Here is an 18,277-nt window from a genome sequence, read left to right on the forward strand (position 1 = left end):
AACGCGCCGGCTTCCGGTGCGGGCAGCGCCGGTGCGCGGGATGCCGGTGCGCGGGATGCCGGTGCGCGGGATGCCGGTGCGCGGGATGCCGGTGCGCGGGATGCCGGTGCGCGGGATGCCGGTGCGCGTAAAACCGCAGCGCCGGACGCCGATGCGCGCCAAGCCGAGGCGCGGGACGCCGGTGCGGGCAAAGCCAACGCGCTGGATGCCGCTCCACGCACCGCCGATGCGCGGGACGCCTCTGCGCGGAACCCCGCTCCACGCACCGCCGCTGGCCCGGACGCCAAGTCGCCCGGCACCGAGCCCACCGACGCCGCACCCACTCCGGGCGCACCCCCGCGCCCCACCGCACCCCCCGCCGCGCCGCGCCCCGCCGCGTCGCCTCCCGACGCTCCCGGGTACGAGCTCCCCCTGCTCCTCCTCGCCGGGTTCCGGTCCCTCATCGACCGGCTGCACGCCGAACTCGCTCGGCAGGGGCACCCCGATCTGCGGCCCGCGCACGGTTTCGCCCTTCAGGCCATCGGGCTTCCCGGTTCGACCGCCGGCGAGATCGGGCGGCGGCTCGGCGTCTCCAAGCAGGCCGCCGGCAAGACCGTGGACCGCCTCATCGGCCTGGGCTACGCCGAGCGCGCCGACGACCCGGGTGACGCCCGGCGCAAACTGGTCCGGCTCACCCCCCGAGGCGTGGACGCGCTGGCGCGTTCGGCGGCCGTCTTCGCGGAGCTGCGCGCGAGTTGGGCCCAGACCCTGGGCCACGACCGCCTGCGCGACCTTGAGGCGTCGTTGCGTACCGCCGTCCCGCCGGAGGCCTTCCGTCTCGACGCGTCGAGCTGGCTGGGGAGTTGACCGCGAAGGCGGACCGTCAGGGCTTGCTTCGAGCGCACACGAGCAGGCTTTGATGGCCGCATGAAGTACACACAGCTCGGACGCACCGGACTCCAGGTCAGCCGTCTCGTCCTCGGCACGATGAACTTCGGCCTCGAAGCGGACCAGGCCACCAGCCACGCCATCATGGACACGGCGCTCGACGCGGGCGTCAACTTCTTCGACACCGCCAACATCTACGGCCCCGACGACGACAGCAAGGGCCGCGCCGAGGAGATCCTGGGCTCCTGGTTCGCGGGCGGCGCCCTCCGCCGCGACAAGGTCGTGCTTGCCACCAAGGTGTACGGGGACATGACGCCCGGCTCGACCTGGCGCAAGGCGGCCTGGCCGAACCACAACAAGTTGTCGGCGGTCAACATCCGCCGCGCCGTGGACGCTTCGCTCAAGCGGCTCGGCACCGACCACATCGACATCTACCAGTTCCATCACGTCGACCGGGCCACCCCGTTCGAGGAGATCTGGCAGGCCATCGACGTCCTGATCACCCAGGGCAAGATCCTCTACGCCGGCTCCTCCAACTTCCCCGGCTTCAAGATCGCCCAGGCCAACGAGGTCGCCGCCCGCACCGGACGGCTCGGCCTCGTCAGCGAGCAGTGCCTCTACAACCTCGCCGAACGCCGCGCCGAGATGGAGATCATCCCGGCCGCCCAGGAGTACGGACTGGGCGTCATTCCCTGGTCGCCCCTGAACATGGGGCTGCTCGGCGGCGCGCTGCGCAAGGAGCGCGACGGCAGCGGCTCGCGCACGGTCAAGCCGGGCCGCTCGGCCACGGGCCTGGCCGACCCGGCCGTGCGGGCCCGGGTCGAGGCGTACGAGAACCTGCTCGCCCAGCACGGCCTGGAACCGGGCGAGGTGGCGCTGGCCTGGCTGCTCACCCGGCCCGGCGTGACCGGCCCCATCGTCGGCCCGCGCACCCAGGAACACGTCGAATCGGCGCTGCGCGCCCTGGAGTTGGAGCTGAGCGAGGAACTGCTCGGCGCCCTCGACGAGATCTTCCCCGGCCCGGGCCCGTCCCCGGAGGCCTTCGCCTGGTAGGTCGCGTACCCACGCGAAAGAACCGGTACGGCCCCTTGCCTTGAGCGCGCTCGAAGACGTTGGCTGGTGGCTCATGAAGTACACGCAGCTCGGACGCACGGGTCTCCAGGTCAGCAGGATCGTCCTGGGGACGATGAACTTCGGACCGCAGACCGACGAGGCGACAAGCCACGCGATCATGGACGCCGCGCTCGACACCGGCATCAACTTCTTCGACACCGCCAACGTGTACGGCTGGGGCGAGAACAAGGGCCGTACCGAGGAGATCATCGGCAGCTGGTTCGCCCAGGGCGGCGACCGGCGCGACAAGACCGTCCTCGCCACCAAGCTCAACGGCAACATGGCCGCGGGCGAACCCTGGCCCAACCACCACAAGCTCTCGGCGGTCAACATCCGTCGCTCGGTGGAGGGTTCGCTCAAGCGGCTCGGCACCGACCACATCGACATCTACCAGTTCCACCACGTCGACCGGGCCACCCCCTTCGAGGAGATCTGGCAGGCCATCGACGTCCTGATCACCCAGGGCAAGATCCTCTACGCCGGCTCCTCCAACTTCCCCGGCTACAAGATCGCCCAGGCCAACGAGCTGGCCACCCGCACCGGACGGCTCGGCCTCGTCAGCGAGCAGTGCCTCTACAACCTCGCCGAACGCCGCGCCGAGATGGAGATCATCCCGGCCGCCCAGGAGTACGGACTCGGCGTCATCCCCTGGTCACCGCTGCACGGCGGCATGCTGGGCGGCATCCTGCGCAAGGAGCGCGAGGGGACGGCGGGCCGCTCCCAGGGCGGTCTCGCGGCGGCGGCCGTGGCCGACCCGGCGGTACGGGGGCGGGTGCAGGCGTACGAGGAGCTGGCGGCCAAGCACGACCTCGACCCGGCCGAGGTGGCGCTGGCCTGGCTGCTCACCCGGCCCGGTGTCGCGGGTCCGATCGTGGGCCCGCGCACGGCGGAGCAGCTGGACTCGGCGGTACGGGCGGCCGAACTCGACCTGTCCGAGGAGTTCCTGACCGCGCTCGATGACATCTTCCCCGGCCCCGGACCCTCCCCGGAGGCCTTCGCCTGGTAGCGCCCGTACGCACCCGGTCCGGTCCGGAACATCGAAGTCCGGACCGGTCAGCGGGAGGGCCCGATCAGCTGGAGATCCACGTGACCCGAGCGGGGGTTGGCCTCCGACGGTTCGCCGACGCCCGGGTCGATCACGGTCAACTTCCAGAGTCGGCCCGCGAATTCGAGGGTGTCCCCGACGCGGGCGTCCGGGTAGGCGGCGCCCCCGCCGGCGCGCGTCGTGACCGCGATGTCGGCGCGGTCCGGGCCGGCGGCGATGTCTTCGAGTACGGCGCTGATCGCGCCGTGCTCGTCCGTGTCCGGGACGTGGAAGCGCAGGCGCAGACGGCCGTCCGTCAGGGTCGGCCAGTCCGGGTCGGCGGCCGGGGACGCGGGCGGCGGGGCCGGCGCGGCCTTGTCCTGCGGGGTGAGGACGACCCGGTAGGCGCAGATCTGGGAGACGGTGAAGGCCCGGCCGCTCACCGTGAGGGACTGCCCGGGCCGCACGGGCCAGGACGCGGTGCTCGCCGACGCGGCGCCCGTCCCCGTGCCGTTGGTCAGGGTGGCCGTCCGGTGCGTACCGTCCGAGCCGCCCTCCTTGTACAGCACCCAGCCGGCCCCGCCGGGCAGCTCGGCCGAGCCGCCGCGCAGGACGTGCGGGCCGTCGGCGGCCGGGGCGCCCTCGCACTCGGGGCCCCGGTCGGCCGGGGGAACGGGGGCGCGCGAGGGCGGAGTGGGCGGCCGCGAGGCGTCGGCGCCGGACGCTCCCCCGCAGCCCGCCGCCACCATCAGCACGCACCCCACCAGCACACCGGCGCGTACGGCGCGTACGACGGCTGTCACTCCGGTACCTCCAGGGCCTGCGGATCGGACGGTACGCACCGGACGGCGACGCCGGGCCACGGCGCGGGGGCGTTCGCGGAGAGCGGTCAGCGGGCGGCGATCAGCGAGTGGCGTCAGCGAGTGGCGGCCGCCACCGCCACCACGACGAACATCAGCACGAGCACACCGGCCATGATCCGGTTCCTGGTCTTCGGGTCCACCCCTTGAGCCTAACCGGCCGGGCCGAGCGCCCAGCGGCCGACCGGCTCGTGCCGGGGCCCCTCACCGGGGACGCCGCCGCCCGGCAGAAAGCTGCGGACCAGGGTCAACTCCGTGACCGGCCAGGGGCTCCCCTCGAACGCGCCGAGCCCGGCGACGTACGGCCGCAGGTCGACCGGGGTGCGTGAACGGGCCAGCGTGAGGTGCGGCACATAGCGGCGGTGCCGCTCCATCGGGATGCCTGAGCGACGGGCCGCGGCGTCCGCGCGGTCGGCGAGCAGCCGCAGTGCGTCGAGGCCGCCGGCGACCGAGGTCCACAGGGCGCGCCCGTCGAAGCGGCCGCCGCCGTGCAGGCGCAGGGTGAACGGATCGGTGCGGCGGGCCGCCCGGGCGAGCCGCGCGTGCAGCTCGGCCAGGACCGGCTCGTCGACCTCGCCGAGGAAGGCGAGGGTGAGGTGCCAGGCCTCCCGCTCCGTCCAGCGCAGCGCGCCGGCGCCAGGCAGTGTGCCCAACTCCCGTGCCGCGCGGCCCAGTTCGTCCAGGGCCTCCGGGGGCGGGAGCACGGCGGCGAAGAGGCGCATGGGGACAGTCAACCAAGCCCGGGCCGCCGTGTCGCGACACGGCGGCCCGGGCGTCACCGTCGGACGGCCGCGCCCGTCAGGCGGCGGCCACCAGCGCCGGGTTCCTCGGGACGAACTCGAGGTGGCGGTGGCCGGGGCGTACGTCGACCTTCAGGCGCAGGTTGGCCGCGCGGGCCAGCATCAGGCCCACGCCGACGGCCGCCGCACCGCAGATCAGACCGCCGAGCGCGAGGCTGACGCGGACGCCGTAGACATCGGTCAGCCAGCCGAAGAGCGGGCCGCCGAACGGGGTGCCGCCGGTGAAGACCATCATGAACAGGCTCATCACGCGGCCGCGCATCTCGGGGTCGGTGGCCATCTGCACGGAGGCGTTCGCGGTCACGTTGACCGTGAGGCCGAGGATGCCGACCGGGATGAGGAGCGCCATGAACACGCCGATGTCGGGCGCCCCGGACGCGGCGAGCTCCAGGACCGCGAAGAGCACAGCGGCGCCTGCCAGCATCCGCAGCCGGGTGGTGGCGCGGCGGGCCGCGAGCAGCGCACCGACGAGCGAACCGATCGCCATCAGGCTGTTGAACATGCCGTACATGCCCGAGTCGCCGTGGAAGACGTCGGAGGCGAACGCGCTCAGCCAGATCGGGAAGTTGAACCCGAAGGTGCCGACGAAGCCGACGAGCACGATCGGCCAGATCAGCTCGGGCCGCTCCGAGACGTAGGCGAGCCCTTCCTTCAGCTGGCCCTTGCCGCGCGGGGCGCGCCTGGTCGGCTGGAGGTCCTTGGTGCGCATCAGCGCCAGCATGAGCAGCGGCGCCGTGAACGACAGGCCGTTGGCGAGGAACGCCCAGCCGGGTCCGACGGCCGCCATCACGAGACCGGCGACGGCGGGGCCGACGAGCCGGGCGGACTGGAAGTTCGCCGAGTTCAGGCTGACCGCGTTGCGCACCCGGTCGGGTCCGACCATCTCCGAGACGAAGGACTGCCGGGTCGGGTTGTCCACGACGGTGACCAGGCCGGTGAAGAAGGCCGTCAGATAGACGTGCCACACCTGGACGTGCCCGGACAGGGTCATCACGGCGAGGAAGAGACCGCCGAGGCCCATCGCGGCCTGCGTCACGAACAGGATGTTCCGCTTGGCGAACCGGTCGGCTATGACGCCGCCGTACAGACCGAACAGGAGCATCGGCAGGAACTGCATGGCGGTGGTGATGCCGACCGCCGCCGAGGAACCGGTGATGGTCAGGACCAGCCAGTCCTGGGTGATCCGGGCCATCCAGGTGCCTATGTTGGACACGATGGCGCCGGAGAAGAACAGCCGGTAGTTACGGACGCCGAGTGAGGAGAACGTCCCCCCACCGCGCTTGTTGTAGGTAGGGGTAGGTGCGGGGGCGGAGTCTGCTCCGGATCCCGTACTCAAAAGGGCTCGCCTCCTTGCGATGCGCGTTTATAGATGTGCGAGCTTCTCCAGGACCGGGGCGGCCGCGCGCAGCTTCGCCCATTCGTCCTCGTCAAGACCCTCCGCGAGGGAAGCCAGCCAGACGTTGCGCTTGCGGCGGCTCTCTTCGAGCATCGCCACGGCCTCTTCGGTCTGGCTGACCACCTTCTGGCGGCGGTCATCGGGGTGCGGCTCCAGCCTGACCAGGCCCTTTGCCTCAAGCAGCGCGACGATTCGGGTCATCGACGGCGGCTGTACGTGCTCCTTGCGGGCCAGCTCACCGGGGGTGGCCGAGCCGCAGCGGAACAGGGTGCCGAGCACCGACATCTCGGTCGGGCTGAGCGATTCGTCGACGCGCTGGTGCTTGAGGCGCCGGCTCAGCCGCATGACGGCGGAGCGCAGGGAGTTCACGGCGTCGGCGTTGTCGTCGCCAGTGCCGTGGGACAGGTCAGACATGTTTGTTAGCGTAACTCATTACTCTGGCTAAATACCACCGGGTTACGCGGAGGTGTCCAGCGCCACACGGGGCGCTCGGGGCGCGGGGGTTACCGGCTCTATCACCCGAAGGAGTGAGTACGTGCGTGAAATGTGGGCGCGGGGTCGTGGCGGGCGGTCACCCTCGCTCCATGGGGACCAGCGTGCTCAGTCTGCGCATAGATGGTGAGCTGCATGAACGGCTCAAGCGGCGCGCCGCGAAACGGGGAATGAGCGTCCAGGACTATGTGGTCCGGACGCTCGTGCGGGACGACTTCGACGAGCGCCTCGAGGCGGCGGTGGACGAGGTCCAACGCTTCTACGGCGCCGCCTAGCCCCACCCGGGCCCACCTTCACACGCGGGTCCCCCGTGCGTGGTTGCCCGCACCCGTGAGCATCCCGCGCTGGCCCAGCCCAGACGTAGTCAGCCCGTCCGGCGATTGAGGACGAGCGCGTTCAGCGCGAACGGGGTCTGGGGCGGAGCCCCAGGGAGCTCGGCTGCGGACCGTGGGCGCTCCTCGCGCAGTTCCCCGCGCCCCTGACGGGATCGGTGCTGGCCCGCATGGGCATAGTCAGCCCGTCCGGCGTTTGAGGACGAGGCCCTTCAGGCCGAACGGGGTCTGGGGCGGAGCCCCAGGGAGCTCGGCTGCGGGCCGTGGTCGCTTCTCGCGCAGTTCCCCGCGCCCCCGGCGGGGTGCGTGCCGGCCCGCGCGCATCCCTGCACCCCTGGCGGGGGCCATGCTGGCCCACATCGACACCCTCAGCCCGTCCGGCGTTTGAGGACGAGCGCCCTTTAGGCGCGAACGGGGTCTGGGGCGGAGCCCCAGGGAGCTCGGCTGCGGGCCGTGGTCGCTCCTCGCGCAGTTCCCCGCGCCCCTGGCGGGGTCGGCCCTAGCCCGGGCACAGTCCAGCCGGTCCGCCCCTGGCAGGGTCGGTGCTGGCCAGCGCACACAGGCCAACCCGCCCGCCCCCGGCAGGGTCGGCGCGGGGTCAGGTCAGGCCGAGGGATGGCATGACGTAGTAGAAGGCGAACACCGCCGACACGACGTACATCGCGACCGGCACCTCCCGGGCCCGCCCGGCCACGAGCCGCAGCACGGTGAAGGTGATGAAGCCCATCCCGATGCCATTGGTGATCGAGTACGTGAACGGCATCATCAGCATCGTGACGAACGCCGGAATCGCGATCGTCCAGTCCGCCCAGTCGATCTCCCGGATCGACCCGGACAGAATCAGGAACCCCACCGCGAGCAACGCGGGCGTGGCCGCCTGCGACGGCACCATCGTGGCGATCGGCGTGAGGAAGAGCGCCACGGTGAACAGCCCACCCGTGACCACGTTCGCGAGCCCGGTCCTGGCGCCCTCGCCGACCCCCGCCGTGGACTCCACGAAACAGGTCGTGGCGGAGGAGGACGACGCCCCGCCCACCGCGACCGCGATGCCGTCGACGAACAGCACCCGGTTCATGCCGGGCATGTTGCCCTCGGCGTCGGTGAGCCCCGCCTCGTCGCTGATGCCCATGATCGTGCCCATCGCGTCGAAGAAGCACGACAGCAGCACGGTGAAGACGAAGAGGATGCCGGTCAGGACGCCGACCCGGGAGAACCCGCCGAACAGGCTGACCTGCCCGACAAGCCCGAAGTCCGGGGTGTCCACGGGGTTGCCCGGCCACTTCGGGGCGGTAAGACCCCACGACGGCACCTTCGCCACCGCGTTGATGACCACCGCGAGGACGGTCATCGCGACGATGGAGATCAGGATCGCACCCGGCACCTTGCGGACCATGAGCGCGAGCGTGAGCAGCACACCGAGGACGAAGACCAGCACCGGCCAGCCGAGCAGATGCCCGTTGCCGCCGAGCTGGAGCGGGACGGTGGTGTGCGCGGCGTCCGGCATGCGCGACACGAACCCGGAGTCGACCAGGCCGATCAGCATGATGAACAGGCCGATGCCGATGGCGATGCCCTTGCGCAGGCCGAGCGGCACCGCGTTCATGACCCGCTCACGCAGCCCGGTGGCGACCAGGAGCATGACGACGAGGCCCGCAAGGACGACCATGCCCATGGCGTCGGGCCAGCTCATCCGGGGCGCGAGCTGGAGCGCGACCACGGTGTTGACGCCGAGCCCCGCAGCGAGCGCGATCGGCACGTTGCCGATGACGCCCATGAGCAGCGTGGTGAACGCGGCGGTCAGGACGGTGGCGGTGACCAGCTGCCCGCCGTCGAGCTGATGCCCGTACATGTCCTTCGCGCTGCCCAGGATGATCGGGTTGAGCACGATGATGTACGCCATCGCGAAGAAGGTCGCGAACCCGCCACGGATCTCGCGGGCGACGGTGGAACCCCGCTCGGAGATCTTGAAGTAGCGGTCGAGGCCGTTGGCCGGCTTGCTGGGCGCCGGCGGCTGAGCCGAGGCGTCGACCGTGTCGGGGGCCGAGGGAGGCATACGGATCCTCAGTCGTGTCGTGAAGGGGCAGGAAAACGGCACGTACCCGAACTACTTTGGATGTTCTACCGAACAGAATGAGTCAGCCGTAAGCGGTTTCAGTATGAATACATAAGTCGAAGATCACCATCTCCGCGCGTAGACCCAAGGGGCGCCCGCTCCGGCCGCCGACACGATTCCGCTCCGGCCCCGCGCCCTACACTGATCGCATGGCGAAGTGGACACCAACACATGAGGCGCCGGAGCCCCTTGAGGGTCCCGTGGTCGCCACCATCACCGGCGGCACGGTCATCTGGTTCGTCCTCTTCCTCGTCCAGCTCCCGTTCTACGGCTGGTTCGACGACCACGGCCACCTGTGGTGGGTGTGGACGTGCCTGGCCGGCGGCGGCCTCGGCCTCATCGGCATCTGGTACGTCCGTGGCCGCGACGCGGCCCTCAAACGGCACGCGGCACAGCAGGCCGCCGAGGCGGCCGACGCGACCGGCGCAAGGGCCGAAGGGCCGTAACCGCCGGGATCCTTGTACGGCCCGAGGACCATTCGTCTCCTCCCCGGGTCGGATGTTCGGCCGTCCCAGCAGGTGAAGCGCTCCCTCCCCCCGTACCGTCGAAACCATGACGCAGCGCGCCAACATCGACGCCGGGGCGGAACTCGACCCCGTCCACCCCATGCGGCTGCCCGAGCGGGAGCGGCGCTCCGGCGGCCTGACGACGGCCGAGGTCGCCGAGCGGGTGGCGCGCGGCGAGGTCAACGACGTTCCCGTACGCAGCAGCCGCTCCACCGCCGAGATCGTCCGGGGCAACGTCTTCACCCGGTTCAACGCGATCATCGGCGTGCTCTGGGCGGTCATGCTCGTCGTGGCGCCCATCCAGGACAGCCTCTTCGGCTTCGTGATCATCGCGAACACCGGTATCGGCATCATCCAGGAGATGCGCGCCAAGAAGACCCTGGACAGCCTCGCGGTCATCGGCGAGACGCGGCCCACGGTGCGGCGTGACGGGGCCGCCGTGGAGATCCCCACCTCCGAGATCGTGCTCGGCGACGTCATCGAACTCGGCCCCGGCGACAAGATCGTGGTGGACGGCGAGGCGGTCGAGACCGACGGCCTGGAGGTCGACGAATCCCTCCTGACCGGCGAGGCCGACCCGGTCCTGAAGAAGCCCGGCGACAAGATGATGTCCGGCGCGTTCGTGGTCGCCGGCGGCGGCGCGTTCACCGCGACCCGGGTGGGGCGCGAGGCGTACGCGGCTCAACTGGCCGAGGAGGCTAGCCGGTTCACGCTCGTCCACTCCGAACTGCGCAGCGGCATCTCCACCATCCTCAAGTACGTCACGTGGATGATGGTCCCCACCGCGCTCGGCCTGGTCATCAGCCAGCTGGTGGTCAAGGACAGCAACGTCAAGGACTCCATCGCCCGCACCGTGGGCGGCATCGTCCCGATGATCCCCGAAGGGCTCGTGCTGCTGACCTCGGTCGCCTTCGCGATCGGCGTCATCCGGCTCGGCCGCAAGCAGTGCCTGGTGCAGGAGCTGCCCGCGATCGAGGGGCTGGCCCGCGTCGACGTGGTGTGCCTCGACAAGACGGGCACGCTCACCGAGGGCGGCATGGACGTCACCGAGCTGCGCCCCCTGAACGGCGCGGACGAGGCGTACGTACGCAAGGTGCTCGGCGCGCTCGGCGAGTCCGACCCCCGGCCCAACGCCTCCCTCCAGGCGATCATCGACGCCTATCCGGACAGCGAGGTGTGGCGCTGCACGGAGTCCCTGCCGTTTTCCTCGGCCCGCAAGTACAGCGGCGCCGCGTTCAGCGAGGGCGACGGCGAGAACAGCACCTGGCTGCTCGGCGCGCCGGACGTGCTCCTGAAACAGGGCGACCCCGCGCTCTCCGAGATCGACGCGCTCAACGAGCAGGGCCTGCGCGTCCTGCTGCTCGCGCGGGCCTCCCGCGAACTCGACGACCCCGCCGTCGCCTCCGACGCCGAACCCACCGCCCTGGTCGTCCTCGAACAGCGCCTGCGGCCCGACGCGGCGGACACCCTGCGCTACTTCGCCGAGCAGGACGTCAAGGCGAAGGTCATCTCCGGCGACAACGCGGTCTCGGTGGGCGCGGTCGCCGGAAAGCTCGGCCTGACCGGCGCGGCCGACACCGTCGACGCACGCCAACTCCCCACCGACCAGGGCGAGATGGCCGACGTCCTCGATTCCAACTCGGTCTTCGGCCGGGTCACCCCGCAGCAGAAGCGCGACATGGTGGCGGCCCTCCAGTCACGCGGGCACACCGTCGCGATGACGGGCGACGGCGTCAACGACGTGCTCGCGCTCAAGGACGCGGACATCGGCGTGAGCATGGGCTCGGGCTCCGAGGCGACCCGGGCGGTCGCCCAGATCGTCCTTTTGAACAACAGCTTCGCCACGCTGCCGTCGGTGGTCGCGGAGGGGCGGCGCGTCATCGGCAACATCACGCGGGTGGCGACGCTGTTCCTGACCAAGACGGTGTACTCCGTGCTGCTCGCCGTCCTGGTGGTGTGCTCGCAGGTGGAGTACCCCTTCCTCCCCCGCCACCTGACCCTGCTCTCCACCTTCACCATCGGCATCCCGGCGTTCTTCCTGGCCCTGGCGCCCAACAAGGAGCGCGCCAAACCGCACTTCGTGCGCAGGGTGATGCGGTACGCGATCCCCAGCGGCGTCATCGCGGGGGTGGCCACGTTCGTGACGTACATGATCGCGCGGGCGTACTACAGCGGCCCGGGCGAGCTGGACGCGGAGACCAGCGTCACGACGCTGACCCTGTTCCTGGTCTCGATGTGGGTCCTGGCCATCATCGCGCGCCCCTACACGTGGTGGCGGATCCTGCTGGTCGCGTCCATGGGCGTGGCGTTCCTGCTGGTGCTCGCGGTGCCGTGGTTGCAGCACTTCTTCGCGCTGAAGCTGGTGGGCACGGTACTGCCGTGGACCGCCGTAGCCATCGCGGTAGCCGCTTCCGCCACCCTGGAACTGACCTGGCACTGGGTAACCCGCCGCTGGCCCGACTGAGGGTGCGGCGCCCTGGGGTTCAGTCGAACCAGCGGTCCCTGGCCAGTTCGGGGGTGCGGGTTGGGTCTTCCAGGAGGGCGGCTACTTCGAAGCGGCGGGGCCATTGGTTGGCGGTCCAGGCCAGGCCCGCTGCCACGCCCTCCAAGGTTGACGCGTGGACCACGCCGTCGCCCGAGCGGCGCCAGTCCAGTTCGGTCCCGCCCGCGATCAGCTCCTCGTGCTCGACGTAGGTCGCCGGCGCCAGGGGCCCGAGCAGTGCCCGCACCGCCTCCGGGACCTCCCGTTCGGTCCCGGCGGACGTCACCTCCGCGTCCGCCGTCTCACTGAGCCGCCCCACCTGAAGGAGTTCCGCGAGCTCCGCCGCGCGCGCCGGCGCGACCGGCAGCAGGGCGCGCCCGGCCGCGAGCGGCAGCAGATCGGGCGCGTCCGCCACGACCGCTTCCGCCGCGTCGACCACCCGCACCTCTCCGTCCACCACGGCCCGCAGCTCGTCCGGCAGCGTGACCTGCTCGGGGTCGAGGTCGGCCAACGCGCTGTACAGGGCGTGGAGTTGGGAGGCGGACACGGTCAGGTCCGGGTCGGCGAGGCGGGTGAGGAGTTCCGCCGCGCCGCCCGGCTCGTCGAGCAGCGCGGCCACCGAGGTGCGTACCCCAAGGGCCCGCAGGACCTGCGTGTCGTCGAACCCGGTCGCGTCCACGGACTCGTACAGACCGGACAGCAGCGGGTCGGAGCCCGCCGCGCGCAGTCCGGCGGGGCGGCGGCCGTCGAGCACGGGGTGGTCGCGCAGCCACCAGGCGGTGTGGGGGCGTACGGACTCGGTGGTGCCGTCGGGCAGCAGGACCCGTACCGGCTGGATCAGGGCGTCCCGCAGGGGCGGCTTGGCGAGCAGGGCGAGCGCCCGGGGCCAGGCGTCGTCGTCGACGAGGTCGAGGTCGCGGACGGCGACGATCTCGGTCGCGACGGGCGGGACCGGCGAATCGGGCAGCCGGTCCAGGACGTCCTCGCACCACACGTCCACCGCGTCGAGCAGTCCCGCGTCGTCGGGCTCGGCGAAGTCGCCCTCGCGCGGGTCGAGTTCGTCGGGGTCGAGCACCACATCGGTGGCCCGTACGAGGGCGAACGTGGCGAGCACCCCGCACGCGGTGAGCGGCTGCTCGCCCCAGCGCTCGGCCAACTCGCGGTCGACCTCGGCGAGTTCACCTTCACGAATGACGGCGGCGAAGGGCGACCCGGGCAGGACGAGTTCACCCGCCGGGGCGAGTTCGCCGTCCTCGTCGGGCAGGGCGAGCGCGCCGAGCCAGGGCTCGTCGCCGGGTTCCAGGTGCGCCTCGCGCACCAACGTCAGTACGGTGTCGGCGAGTTCGTCGGCGTCGAGCGCGTCCTCGTCCCAGATCTCGCCGCTGTCGAGCGAGGCGGCGACGGCGGCTCGCACCTGAGGGGTCGTCAGGACGGCGCGTGGCGTCGCGGGCAGCGCTCCGAGCTTTTCCAGGAGCGGGTGCGCGGCGTCGGGGTGGGCGACCTTCAGGCCGAGCCGCCCCAGGTCGGCGGGGGTGTCGGCGAGGGGGAGCAGGATCTGGCGCGGCCCGATGGCGGTGCGGCCGCCCGCGAGCGGCACGGGCAGCCCGGAGAGCCGGTCGGGGTCGACCCCGGCCAGGGTGTCGTAGAGGCGGTGCCACCACGCGGGGGCGCGCTCGGCGCCCGCGATCCGTTCGATGGCGTCGCCGAGCGAGAGGCGCCCGACCTCCAACGCGCGCAGTTCGGTGCGACGTTCGAGGCCGGCGGGCAGCAGCGTGGGCAGGACTTCGGCGAGGACGCGTACGGTGTCGGCGCCCGCGCCCTCGACCACCTCGGCCTCGAAGGGGCGCAGCGCGAGCAGGTCCTCGGTGGGGGCGGCGGGCGCGAGGAACGCGACACGCGGCAGCCGGTCCAGGACCGCCGCGCGCAGCGCGCCGTCCAGCGCGCCCCGCCCCAGCGGGCCCGGCACCAGGTCGACGGTGGCGGTGGTCACCGGGTGCCAGGCGCCGAGGAGTTCGGCGTAGGCGTCGGCGGCGCGCTGGACCAGGAAGTCGGTGAGGGCGCCCGGCGCGGGGTGGCGGCGCGCGGTGTCGAGCGGGAACGAGGCGATGAGCAGGGCGGGGATGCCGAGGGGTTCGTCGGTGGGGGTGGGCGCGTGCACGACGGCGGCGGTGCGGGGGCGCTCGGGCGCGCCGTCCTCGTCCACCGGGACCGCCCAGGTCACCGTCCAGTGCGGACGCAGGCGTTCCTCGACGGGGCGGTCGGCGAGCAGGTCCGCGCCGAGGGCGCCGTGGCGGCTGATGGTCCGCCAGCGGTGGACGGATTGGTCCCGGCTGTCGTCGATGTGGACGTACGCGTCGTGCGTGGAGCGCCGCAGCACCCGGGTCGCGCCCGGGGTCTCGACGACGATCTCGGTCAGGCCCGGCAGCGTGAGGAGCAGGGCGTCGTCGATGCCGTCGAGCAGGCGGCGCACCAGGTCCTCGGCGGTGCCGTCGCGCAGGGGCAGCACCACGACGGTGTCGTATCCCTCGGGGGCGGCGCCCTCTGCGGGCAGCGGCAGCCTGAGCAGCGGTACGTGGCCCTCGCGGCGGCGCAGTTCGTCACCGAGGCCGGGGCTGGCGAGGGCGGCCTGGGCGGCCAGTTCGCGGGCCTCGGCGAGCGACCAGCGCACGCCGCCGGTGCGGCCCACCACGGCGGGCTCGTCGCTGACGGCCAGCACGGCGGCGAATCCGACGCCGAAGCGGCCCACGGCCACCTCGGTGTCGGCGCGCTTGGCGCTGGCGCGCAGGGTGGAAAGGGACTCGACGCCGGTCGCGTCCAGGGGGGCGCCGGTGTTGGCGGCGGCGAGCACGGCGGGATTGCCCTGGCCCCCGGGGTGCAGGGTCAGGCGGAGCCGGCCCGTGGTGTTCGCCCTGGCCGCGGCGTCGGCGGCGTTCTGGGCGAGCTCCACGACGAGGCGGTCTCGGTAGCCGCCGAGGGCGAGGTCTTCCTCGGCGTTGGCGTCCTCGCGGAATCTGGCGGGGCCCGCGCCCCAGGCGTTCAGGACTCCGCGCCGCAGCCGGGCCGTGCCGAAGGGGTCGGTCCCTTCGGTCGCCATCGCCTTGACGATCACGCCGTACTCCGCTCTGTCCTGCCCCGCGTTCCGGGACTGCGGCCCGAAGGTACCGCGCGCGCCCGGGCCCGGCGCCCGCGGCCCCCTGACCCCGGGGTTTGCCCCCCGGCCCCGCCAGGCCCCACGCGGGCCGACCCCGGCCCCGTTGCCCGGCCCAGGCCCCGTGCGGGCCGACGCGATCCCTTACGCGCGGGTCGTGCGTGGCTGGTCGCGCAGTTCCCCGCGCCCCTGACTACTCGACGCTGGCCAGGACCGGCACCCTCAGCCCGTCCGGCGATTGAGGACGAGGCCGTTCAGGCCGATCGGGGTCTGGGGCGGAGCCCCAGGGAGCCCGGCTGCGGGCCGTGGGTGGCTGGTCGCGCAGTTCCCCGCGCCCCTGGCAGGGTGCGTGCCGGCCCGCGTGCACCCTGCGGCCCTGGCGGGGACCGTGCTGGCCCGCACCGGCAACCTCAGCCCGTCCGGCGATTGAGGACGAGCGCGTTTAGCGTGGACGGGGTTTGGGGCGGGGCGCCGGGCTGGTTATGAGTGGCCCAGGTCGTCCGTGGGGTCCGGGGTGTCGGGGACGGAGCCCGCACGGTCGATGCCCCGGATCAGCACATCCGCCTCCACCGTGTCGAGCACCGGCGCAGCCGGCCGCGGCGGCTTAGGCATGACCGCCGCCTCGGAGTGCCCCCCGCACCCGTAGTCGAGCGCCACGACATGCCCGTCCGCAGGACCGAACTCGTTGGCGCAGATACCGAAGGCCTGCGAGAGGGACCCCGCGATGGGCACGAGGAACGCGCAGGACACGCACGAGGCCGGCGCCGCCTGAGCCATCGCGGTCTTGCCGCCGAAGGACTCCTCCCACCGGTCGGCCGCCGCGTGCAGCCCGTACCGCGAGAGCACCCGCGCCCGGCGCATGCCGAGCTCGTCGGCGACGGACGCGATGGACCCGCGCGCCGTCCCCGCCGGCACGTCCCGGTCGGCCAGCTCGGCGTCCTCCGCCTCGACCCGCTCGGCCATCTCCTCGGAGACCACCGCGTTGGGCGGCGGCGCGTCCTCACCGGTGTAGCCGGGTTCAAGGCGCAGATCGTCGGCCTCGGTGGGCAGCAGATCGCCGGGCCCCATGTCGCCGGGCCGCAGCCGCTCGCTCCACGGCACCCACTCGGGTGCCTGGAGCGCGTCGGGCCCGGGCAGCAGGACCGTCTCGTCGAGGGTGACCAGCTTGGCCCGGGAGGCCCGGGCGACGGTGACCGCCCAGCGCCAGCCCCGGTAGCCGGGCTCCTTGCACTCGAAGAAGTGCGTGACGACCCGGTCACCCTCCGAGACCAGGGCCACATGCTCGCCGACCACACCGGGCGCGGCGGCTTCCTCCGCCGCCTCGCGGGCTAGCTCGACCGCCTCGGCGCACAGGCGGTCAGGGGTACGGCTTCGCGTCGTCGCAGCACTCACAGGTCTCGCTTCTCTCCTACGCCGTCTCACGGGTGCGCCGGGGAGCCGAATGCGTACGGGTGGCGGGCGGAGCGGACCAGGGGACCGCGTCAACGTCCGCGCCCGGGCGATCAACTGCCCAGCGGCTGTCCAGTTCACTGACCAAGGGGGTCCCCCCTGCTCCGTATGAGCGTGGAGGCGCACCTTCTGCGACCCATTCTGCGGGATCACGGAGAGGCGCGCGGCCTTGGGCAGCCGCGGGCGGCGCGCCTGTCACGCTACCCCCTTCGGGGCGCCCGGCCCACCTGCGCGTCCGAATCCTGGTTCGGGTCGGACGGGGTTGGGGCACTATGGCGGGGTGGCCACCGCGAGGTCGTCAGGGAATTGGGACGGGTCCGGCCGCCTGCGCAGGGCGGGACGGACGGTCGGTCATGCCCTGCGTCTGCCCTTCTCGGGGACGGCGCGTTCGATCAGAAAAGCCACCCACGCGCACGGCGCCGGTGAGTCGGGCCTCGGCAAACTGATCGAACTGCACGCGGTGAACGGCGCGGGCGACGTCCTGATCACCGTGGCGCTCGCCTCCACCGTCTTCTTCTCCGTGCCGACCGACCAGGCGCGCGGCCGGGTCGCCCTCTATCTGGCGATCACGATGGCGCCCTTCACTCTCCTGGCGCCCGTGATCGGCCCCCTGCTCGACCGGATGCCGCACGGCCGGCGCGCCGCGATGGCCGGCGCGATGCTGGCCCGGGCCGTGCTGGCGCTCACCATGTCCGGCGCGGTCGCCACCGGCGGCCTGGAGCTCTATCCGGCGGCGCTCGGCGTGCTGGTGGCCTCCAAGGCGTACGGCGTGGTCAGAAGCGCCGTCGTACCGCGTCTGCTGCCGCCGCTCTTCTCCCTGGTGAAGGCCAATTCGCGGGTCACCCTCGCGGGGCTGCTCGCCACCGGCGCGGCCGCCCCGATCGGCGCCGGGCTCTCGCGCGTGGGGCCGCAGTGGCCGCTGTACGCGGCGTTCTGCGTCTTCTGCGGGGGCACGTTCCTCGCGTTCACGCTCCCCCACAAGGTCGACTCGGCGAAGGGCGAGACCAAGGCGCGCCTCTCCGACCGCGAGGGCCGCAAGCCCAGCCTGCGGACGGTCGGCGTGTCCGTGCAGAACGGTCTGTACGCCAACGCCGCGCTGCGCGCGCTCTCCGGGTTCCTGATCTTCTTCCTCGCGTTCCTGCTCCGCGAACATCCCCTGTCGGGGCAGAGCGCGGCCGTCTCGCTCGGCATCGTGGGCGTGTCGGCGGGCGTCGGCAACGCGCTGGGCACCGCCGTCGGCTCACTCCTCAAGGCGCGCGGGCCCGAAGTCCTGATCGTGACGATGCTGTCCATCGCGCTCGGCGCCGCCGCGCTGTCGGCGGCGCTCTTCAGCGGCGTGATGGTGGCCGTGCTCGGCGCGACGGCGGGGCTCACCCAGGCCCTGGCCAAGCTGGCGCTCGACGCGATGATCCAGCGCGACGTGCCCGAGGAGGTCCGCACCTCCGCCTTCGCCCGTTCGGAGACACTGCTCCAGGTGGCGTGGGTGCTCGGCGGGGCGATCGGCATAGCGCTGCCGCTCAACGGCGTCCTCGGCATGTCGGTGGCCGCCGCCCTGCTCACGCTCGGCGCCGTCGTCTCCGTACGGGGCCTGCTGCGGGCCGCGCACCACGGCACGCCGCGCCCCCGGGTCGCCTGAGCCGGGCCGACCCGAGCCGGGGCGACCGGGCAACACCGACGCGGCACGCCACACCCCCG

14 protein-coding genes are annotated in these 18,277 nt (G+C 72.6%); 7 read left to right on the forward strand and 7 right to left on the reverse strand.

Annotation, left to right across the window (positions count from 1 at the left end; translation table 11 throughout):
• The first annotated feature begins 411 nt into the window (after nucleotides 1-411).
• From ACFYM2_RS23190 to ACFYM2_RS23200, 3 genes are all read left to right on the forward strand, one after another.
• Nucleotides 412-846 carry a MarR family winged helix-turn-helix transcriptional regulator gene (locus ACFYM2_RS23190; RefSeq protein ID WP_359008539.1) on the forward strand — a complete coding sequence of 145 codons (435 nt, stop codon included), beginning with the start codon at nucleotides 412-414 and terminating at the stop codon, nucleotides 844-846.
• A gap of 60 nt (nucleotides 847-906) precedes the next feature.
• Nucleotides 907-1,920 (forward strand): aldo/keto reductase, encoded by a 1,014-nt coding sequence (locus tag ACFYM2_RS23195; RefSeq protein WP_388838721.1) that lies wholly within the window; start codon nucleotides 907-909, stop codon nucleotides 1,918-1,920.
• Nucleotides 1,921-1,993: 73 nt separating this feature from the next.
• Nucleotides 1,994-2,986 carry an aldo/keto reductase gene (locus tag ACFYM2_RS23200; RefSeq protein ID WP_388838724.1) on the forward strand — a complete coding sequence of 331 codons (993 nt, stop codon included), beginning with the start codon at nucleotides 1,994-1,996 and terminating at the stop codon, nucleotides 2,984-2,986.
• Nucleotides 2,987-3,033: 47 nt separating this feature from the next.
• Here the strand turns inward: ACFYM2_RS23200 and ACFYM2_RS23205 are convergent, their stop codons facing one another.
• The 4 genes from ACFYM2_RS23205 to ACFYM2_RS23220 form a co-directional block, all read right to left on the reverse strand.
• Nucleotides 3,034-3,807, reverse strand: a complete 774-nt coding sequence (locus ACFYM2_RS23205; RefSeq protein ID WP_388838727.1) for a hypothetical protein — start codon at nucleotides 3,805-3,807, stop codon at nucleotides 3,034-3,036.
• Nucleotides 3,808-4,016: 209 nt separating this feature from the next.
• Nucleotides 4,017-4,586, reverse strand: a complete 570-nt coding sequence (thpR, locus tag ACFYM2_RS23210; RefSeq protein ID WP_388838730.1) for an RNA 2',3'-cyclic phosphodiesterase — start codon at nucleotides 4,584-4,586, stop codon at nucleotides 4,017-4,019.
• 76 nt (nucleotides 4,587-4,662) lie between these two features.
• The gene (locus ACFYM2_RS23215; RefSeq protein ID WP_359008524.1) at nucleotides 4,663-6,000 is read right to left on the reverse strand and encodes an MFS transporter; all 1,338 of its coding nucleotides are present in this window, start codon (nucleotides 5,998-6,000) and stop codon (nucleotides 4,663-4,665) included.
• Nucleotides 6,001-6,027: 27 nt separating this feature from the next.
• A complete protein-coding gene (locus ACFYM2_RS23220; protein ID WP_350231868.1) occupies nucleotides 6,028-6,474 on the reverse strand; it encodes a MarR family transcriptional regulator in 447 nt (148 codons plus the stop codon).
• A gap of 170 nt (nucleotides 6,475-6,644) precedes the next feature.
• Here ACFYM2_RS23220 and ACFYM2_RS23225 point away from each other — a divergent pair, with 170 nt between their 5' ends.
• Entirely contained in the window at nucleotides 6,645-6,827 is a 183-nt protein-coding gene (locus tag ACFYM2_RS23225) for a toxin-antitoxin system HicB family antitoxin (RefSeq protein WP_359008522.1), read from the forward strand.
• A 655-nt stretch (nucleotides 6,828-7,482) separates the two neighbouring features.
• Here the strand turns inward: ACFYM2_RS23225 and ACFYM2_RS23230 are convergent.
• Nucleotides 7,483-8,937, reverse strand: a complete 1,455-nt coding sequence (locus ACFYM2_RS23230) for an NCS2 family permease (RefSeq protein WP_388838734.1) — start codon at nucleotides 8,935-8,937, stop codon at nucleotides 7,483-7,485.
• A 209-nt stretch (nucleotides 8,938-9,146) separates the two neighbouring features.
• Here ACFYM2_RS23230 and ACFYM2_RS23235 point away from each other — a divergent pair, with 209 nt between their 5' ends.
• Together ACFYM2_RS23235 and ACFYM2_RS23240 are read left to right on the forward strand one after the other, a co-directional pair.
• Entirely contained in the window at nucleotides 9,147-9,443 is a 297-nt protein-coding gene (locus ACFYM2_RS23235; protein WP_388838737.1) for a DUF2530 domain-containing protein, read from the forward strand.
• 106 nt (nucleotides 9,444-9,549) lie between these two features.
• On the forward strand, nucleotides 9,550-11,967 hold the full coding sequence (locus ACFYM2_RS23240; RefSeq protein WP_388838740.1) for an HAD-IC family P-type ATPase: 2,418 nt from the start codon (nucleotides 9,550-9,552) through the stop codon (nucleotides 11,965-11,967).
• Between the two features lie 19 nt (nucleotides 11,968-11,986).
• Here ACFYM2_RS23240 and ACFYM2_RS23245 read toward each other — a convergent pair whose 3' ends face one another.
• Both ACFYM2_RS23245 and ACFYM2_RS23250 read right to left on the reverse strand, forming a co-directional pair.
• Nucleotides 11,987-15,079, reverse strand: a complete 3,093-nt coding sequence (locus ACFYM2_RS23245) for a sacsin N-terminal ATP-binding-like domain-containing protein (RefSeq protein WP_388838743.1) — start codon at nucleotides 15,077-15,079, stop codon at nucleotides 11,987-11,989.
• Nucleotides 15,080-15,613: 534 nt separating this feature from the next.
• Nucleotides 15,614-16,525, reverse strand: a complete 912-nt coding sequence (locus tag ACFYM2_RS23250; RefSeq protein WP_359008514.1) for a DUF3027 domain-containing protein — start codon at nucleotides 16,523-16,525, stop codon at nucleotides 15,614-15,616.
• Between the two features lie 337 nt (nucleotides 16,526-16,862).
• Here ACFYM2_RS23250 and ACFYM2_RS23255 point away from each other — a divergent pair, with 337 nt between their 5' ends.
• On the forward strand, nucleotides 16,863-18,218 hold the full coding sequence (locus ACFYM2_RS23255; RefSeq protein WP_359008512.1) for an MFS transporter: 1,356 nt from the start codon (nucleotides 16,863-16,865) through the stop codon (nucleotides 18,216-18,218).
• The last annotated feature ends 59 nt before the right edge of the window (nucleotides 18,219-18,277 follow it).

The organism is Streptomyces sp. NPDC006711, from assembly GCF_042869775.1.
In the GTDB taxonomy this organism is placed as follows: Bacteria; Actinomycetota; Actinomycetes; order Streptomycetales; family Streptomycetaceae; genus Streptomyces.

Excerpts from the sequence above, each read along its gene's own strand:
- ACFYM2_RS23195 (WP_388838721.1), top strand. The coding sequence starts at position 907 with ATGAAGTACACACAGCTCGGACGCACCGGACTCCAGGTCAGCCGTCTC.
- ACFYM2_RS23200 (WP_388838724.1), top strand. The coding sequence starts at position 1,994 with ATGAAGTACACGCAGCTCGGACGCACGGGTCTCCAGGTCAGCAGGATC.
- thpR (WP_388838730.1), bottom strand. The coding sequence starts at position 4,586 with ATGCGCCTCTTCGCCGCCGTGCTCCCGCCCCCGGAGGCCCTGGACGAA.
- ACFYM2_RS23220 (WP_350231868.1), bottom strand. The coding sequence starts at position 6,474 with ATGTCTGACCTGTCCCACGGCACTGGCGACGACAACGCCGACGCCGTG.
- ACFYM2_RS23225 (WP_359008522.1), top strand. The coding sequence starts at position 6,645 with ATGGGGACCAGCGTGCTCAGTCTGCGCATAGATGGTGAGCTGCATGAA.
- ACFYM2_RS23230 (WP_388838734.1), bottom strand. The coding sequence starts at position 8,937 with ATGCCTCCCTCGGCCCCCGACACGGTCGACGCCTCGGCTCAGCCGCCG.
- ACFYM2_RS23235 (WP_388838737.1), top strand. The coding sequence starts at position 9,147 with ATGGCGAAGTGGACACCAACACATGAGGCGCCGGAGCCCCTTGAGGGT.
- ACFYM2_RS23240 (WP_388838740.1), top strand. The coding sequence starts at position 9,550 with ATGACGCAGCGCGCCAACATCGACGCCGGGGCGGAACTCGACCCCGTC.
- ACFYM2_RS23245 (WP_388838743.1), bottom strand. The coding sequence starts at position 15,079 with ATGGCGACCGAAGGGACCGACCCCTTCGGCACGGCCCGGCTGCGGCGC.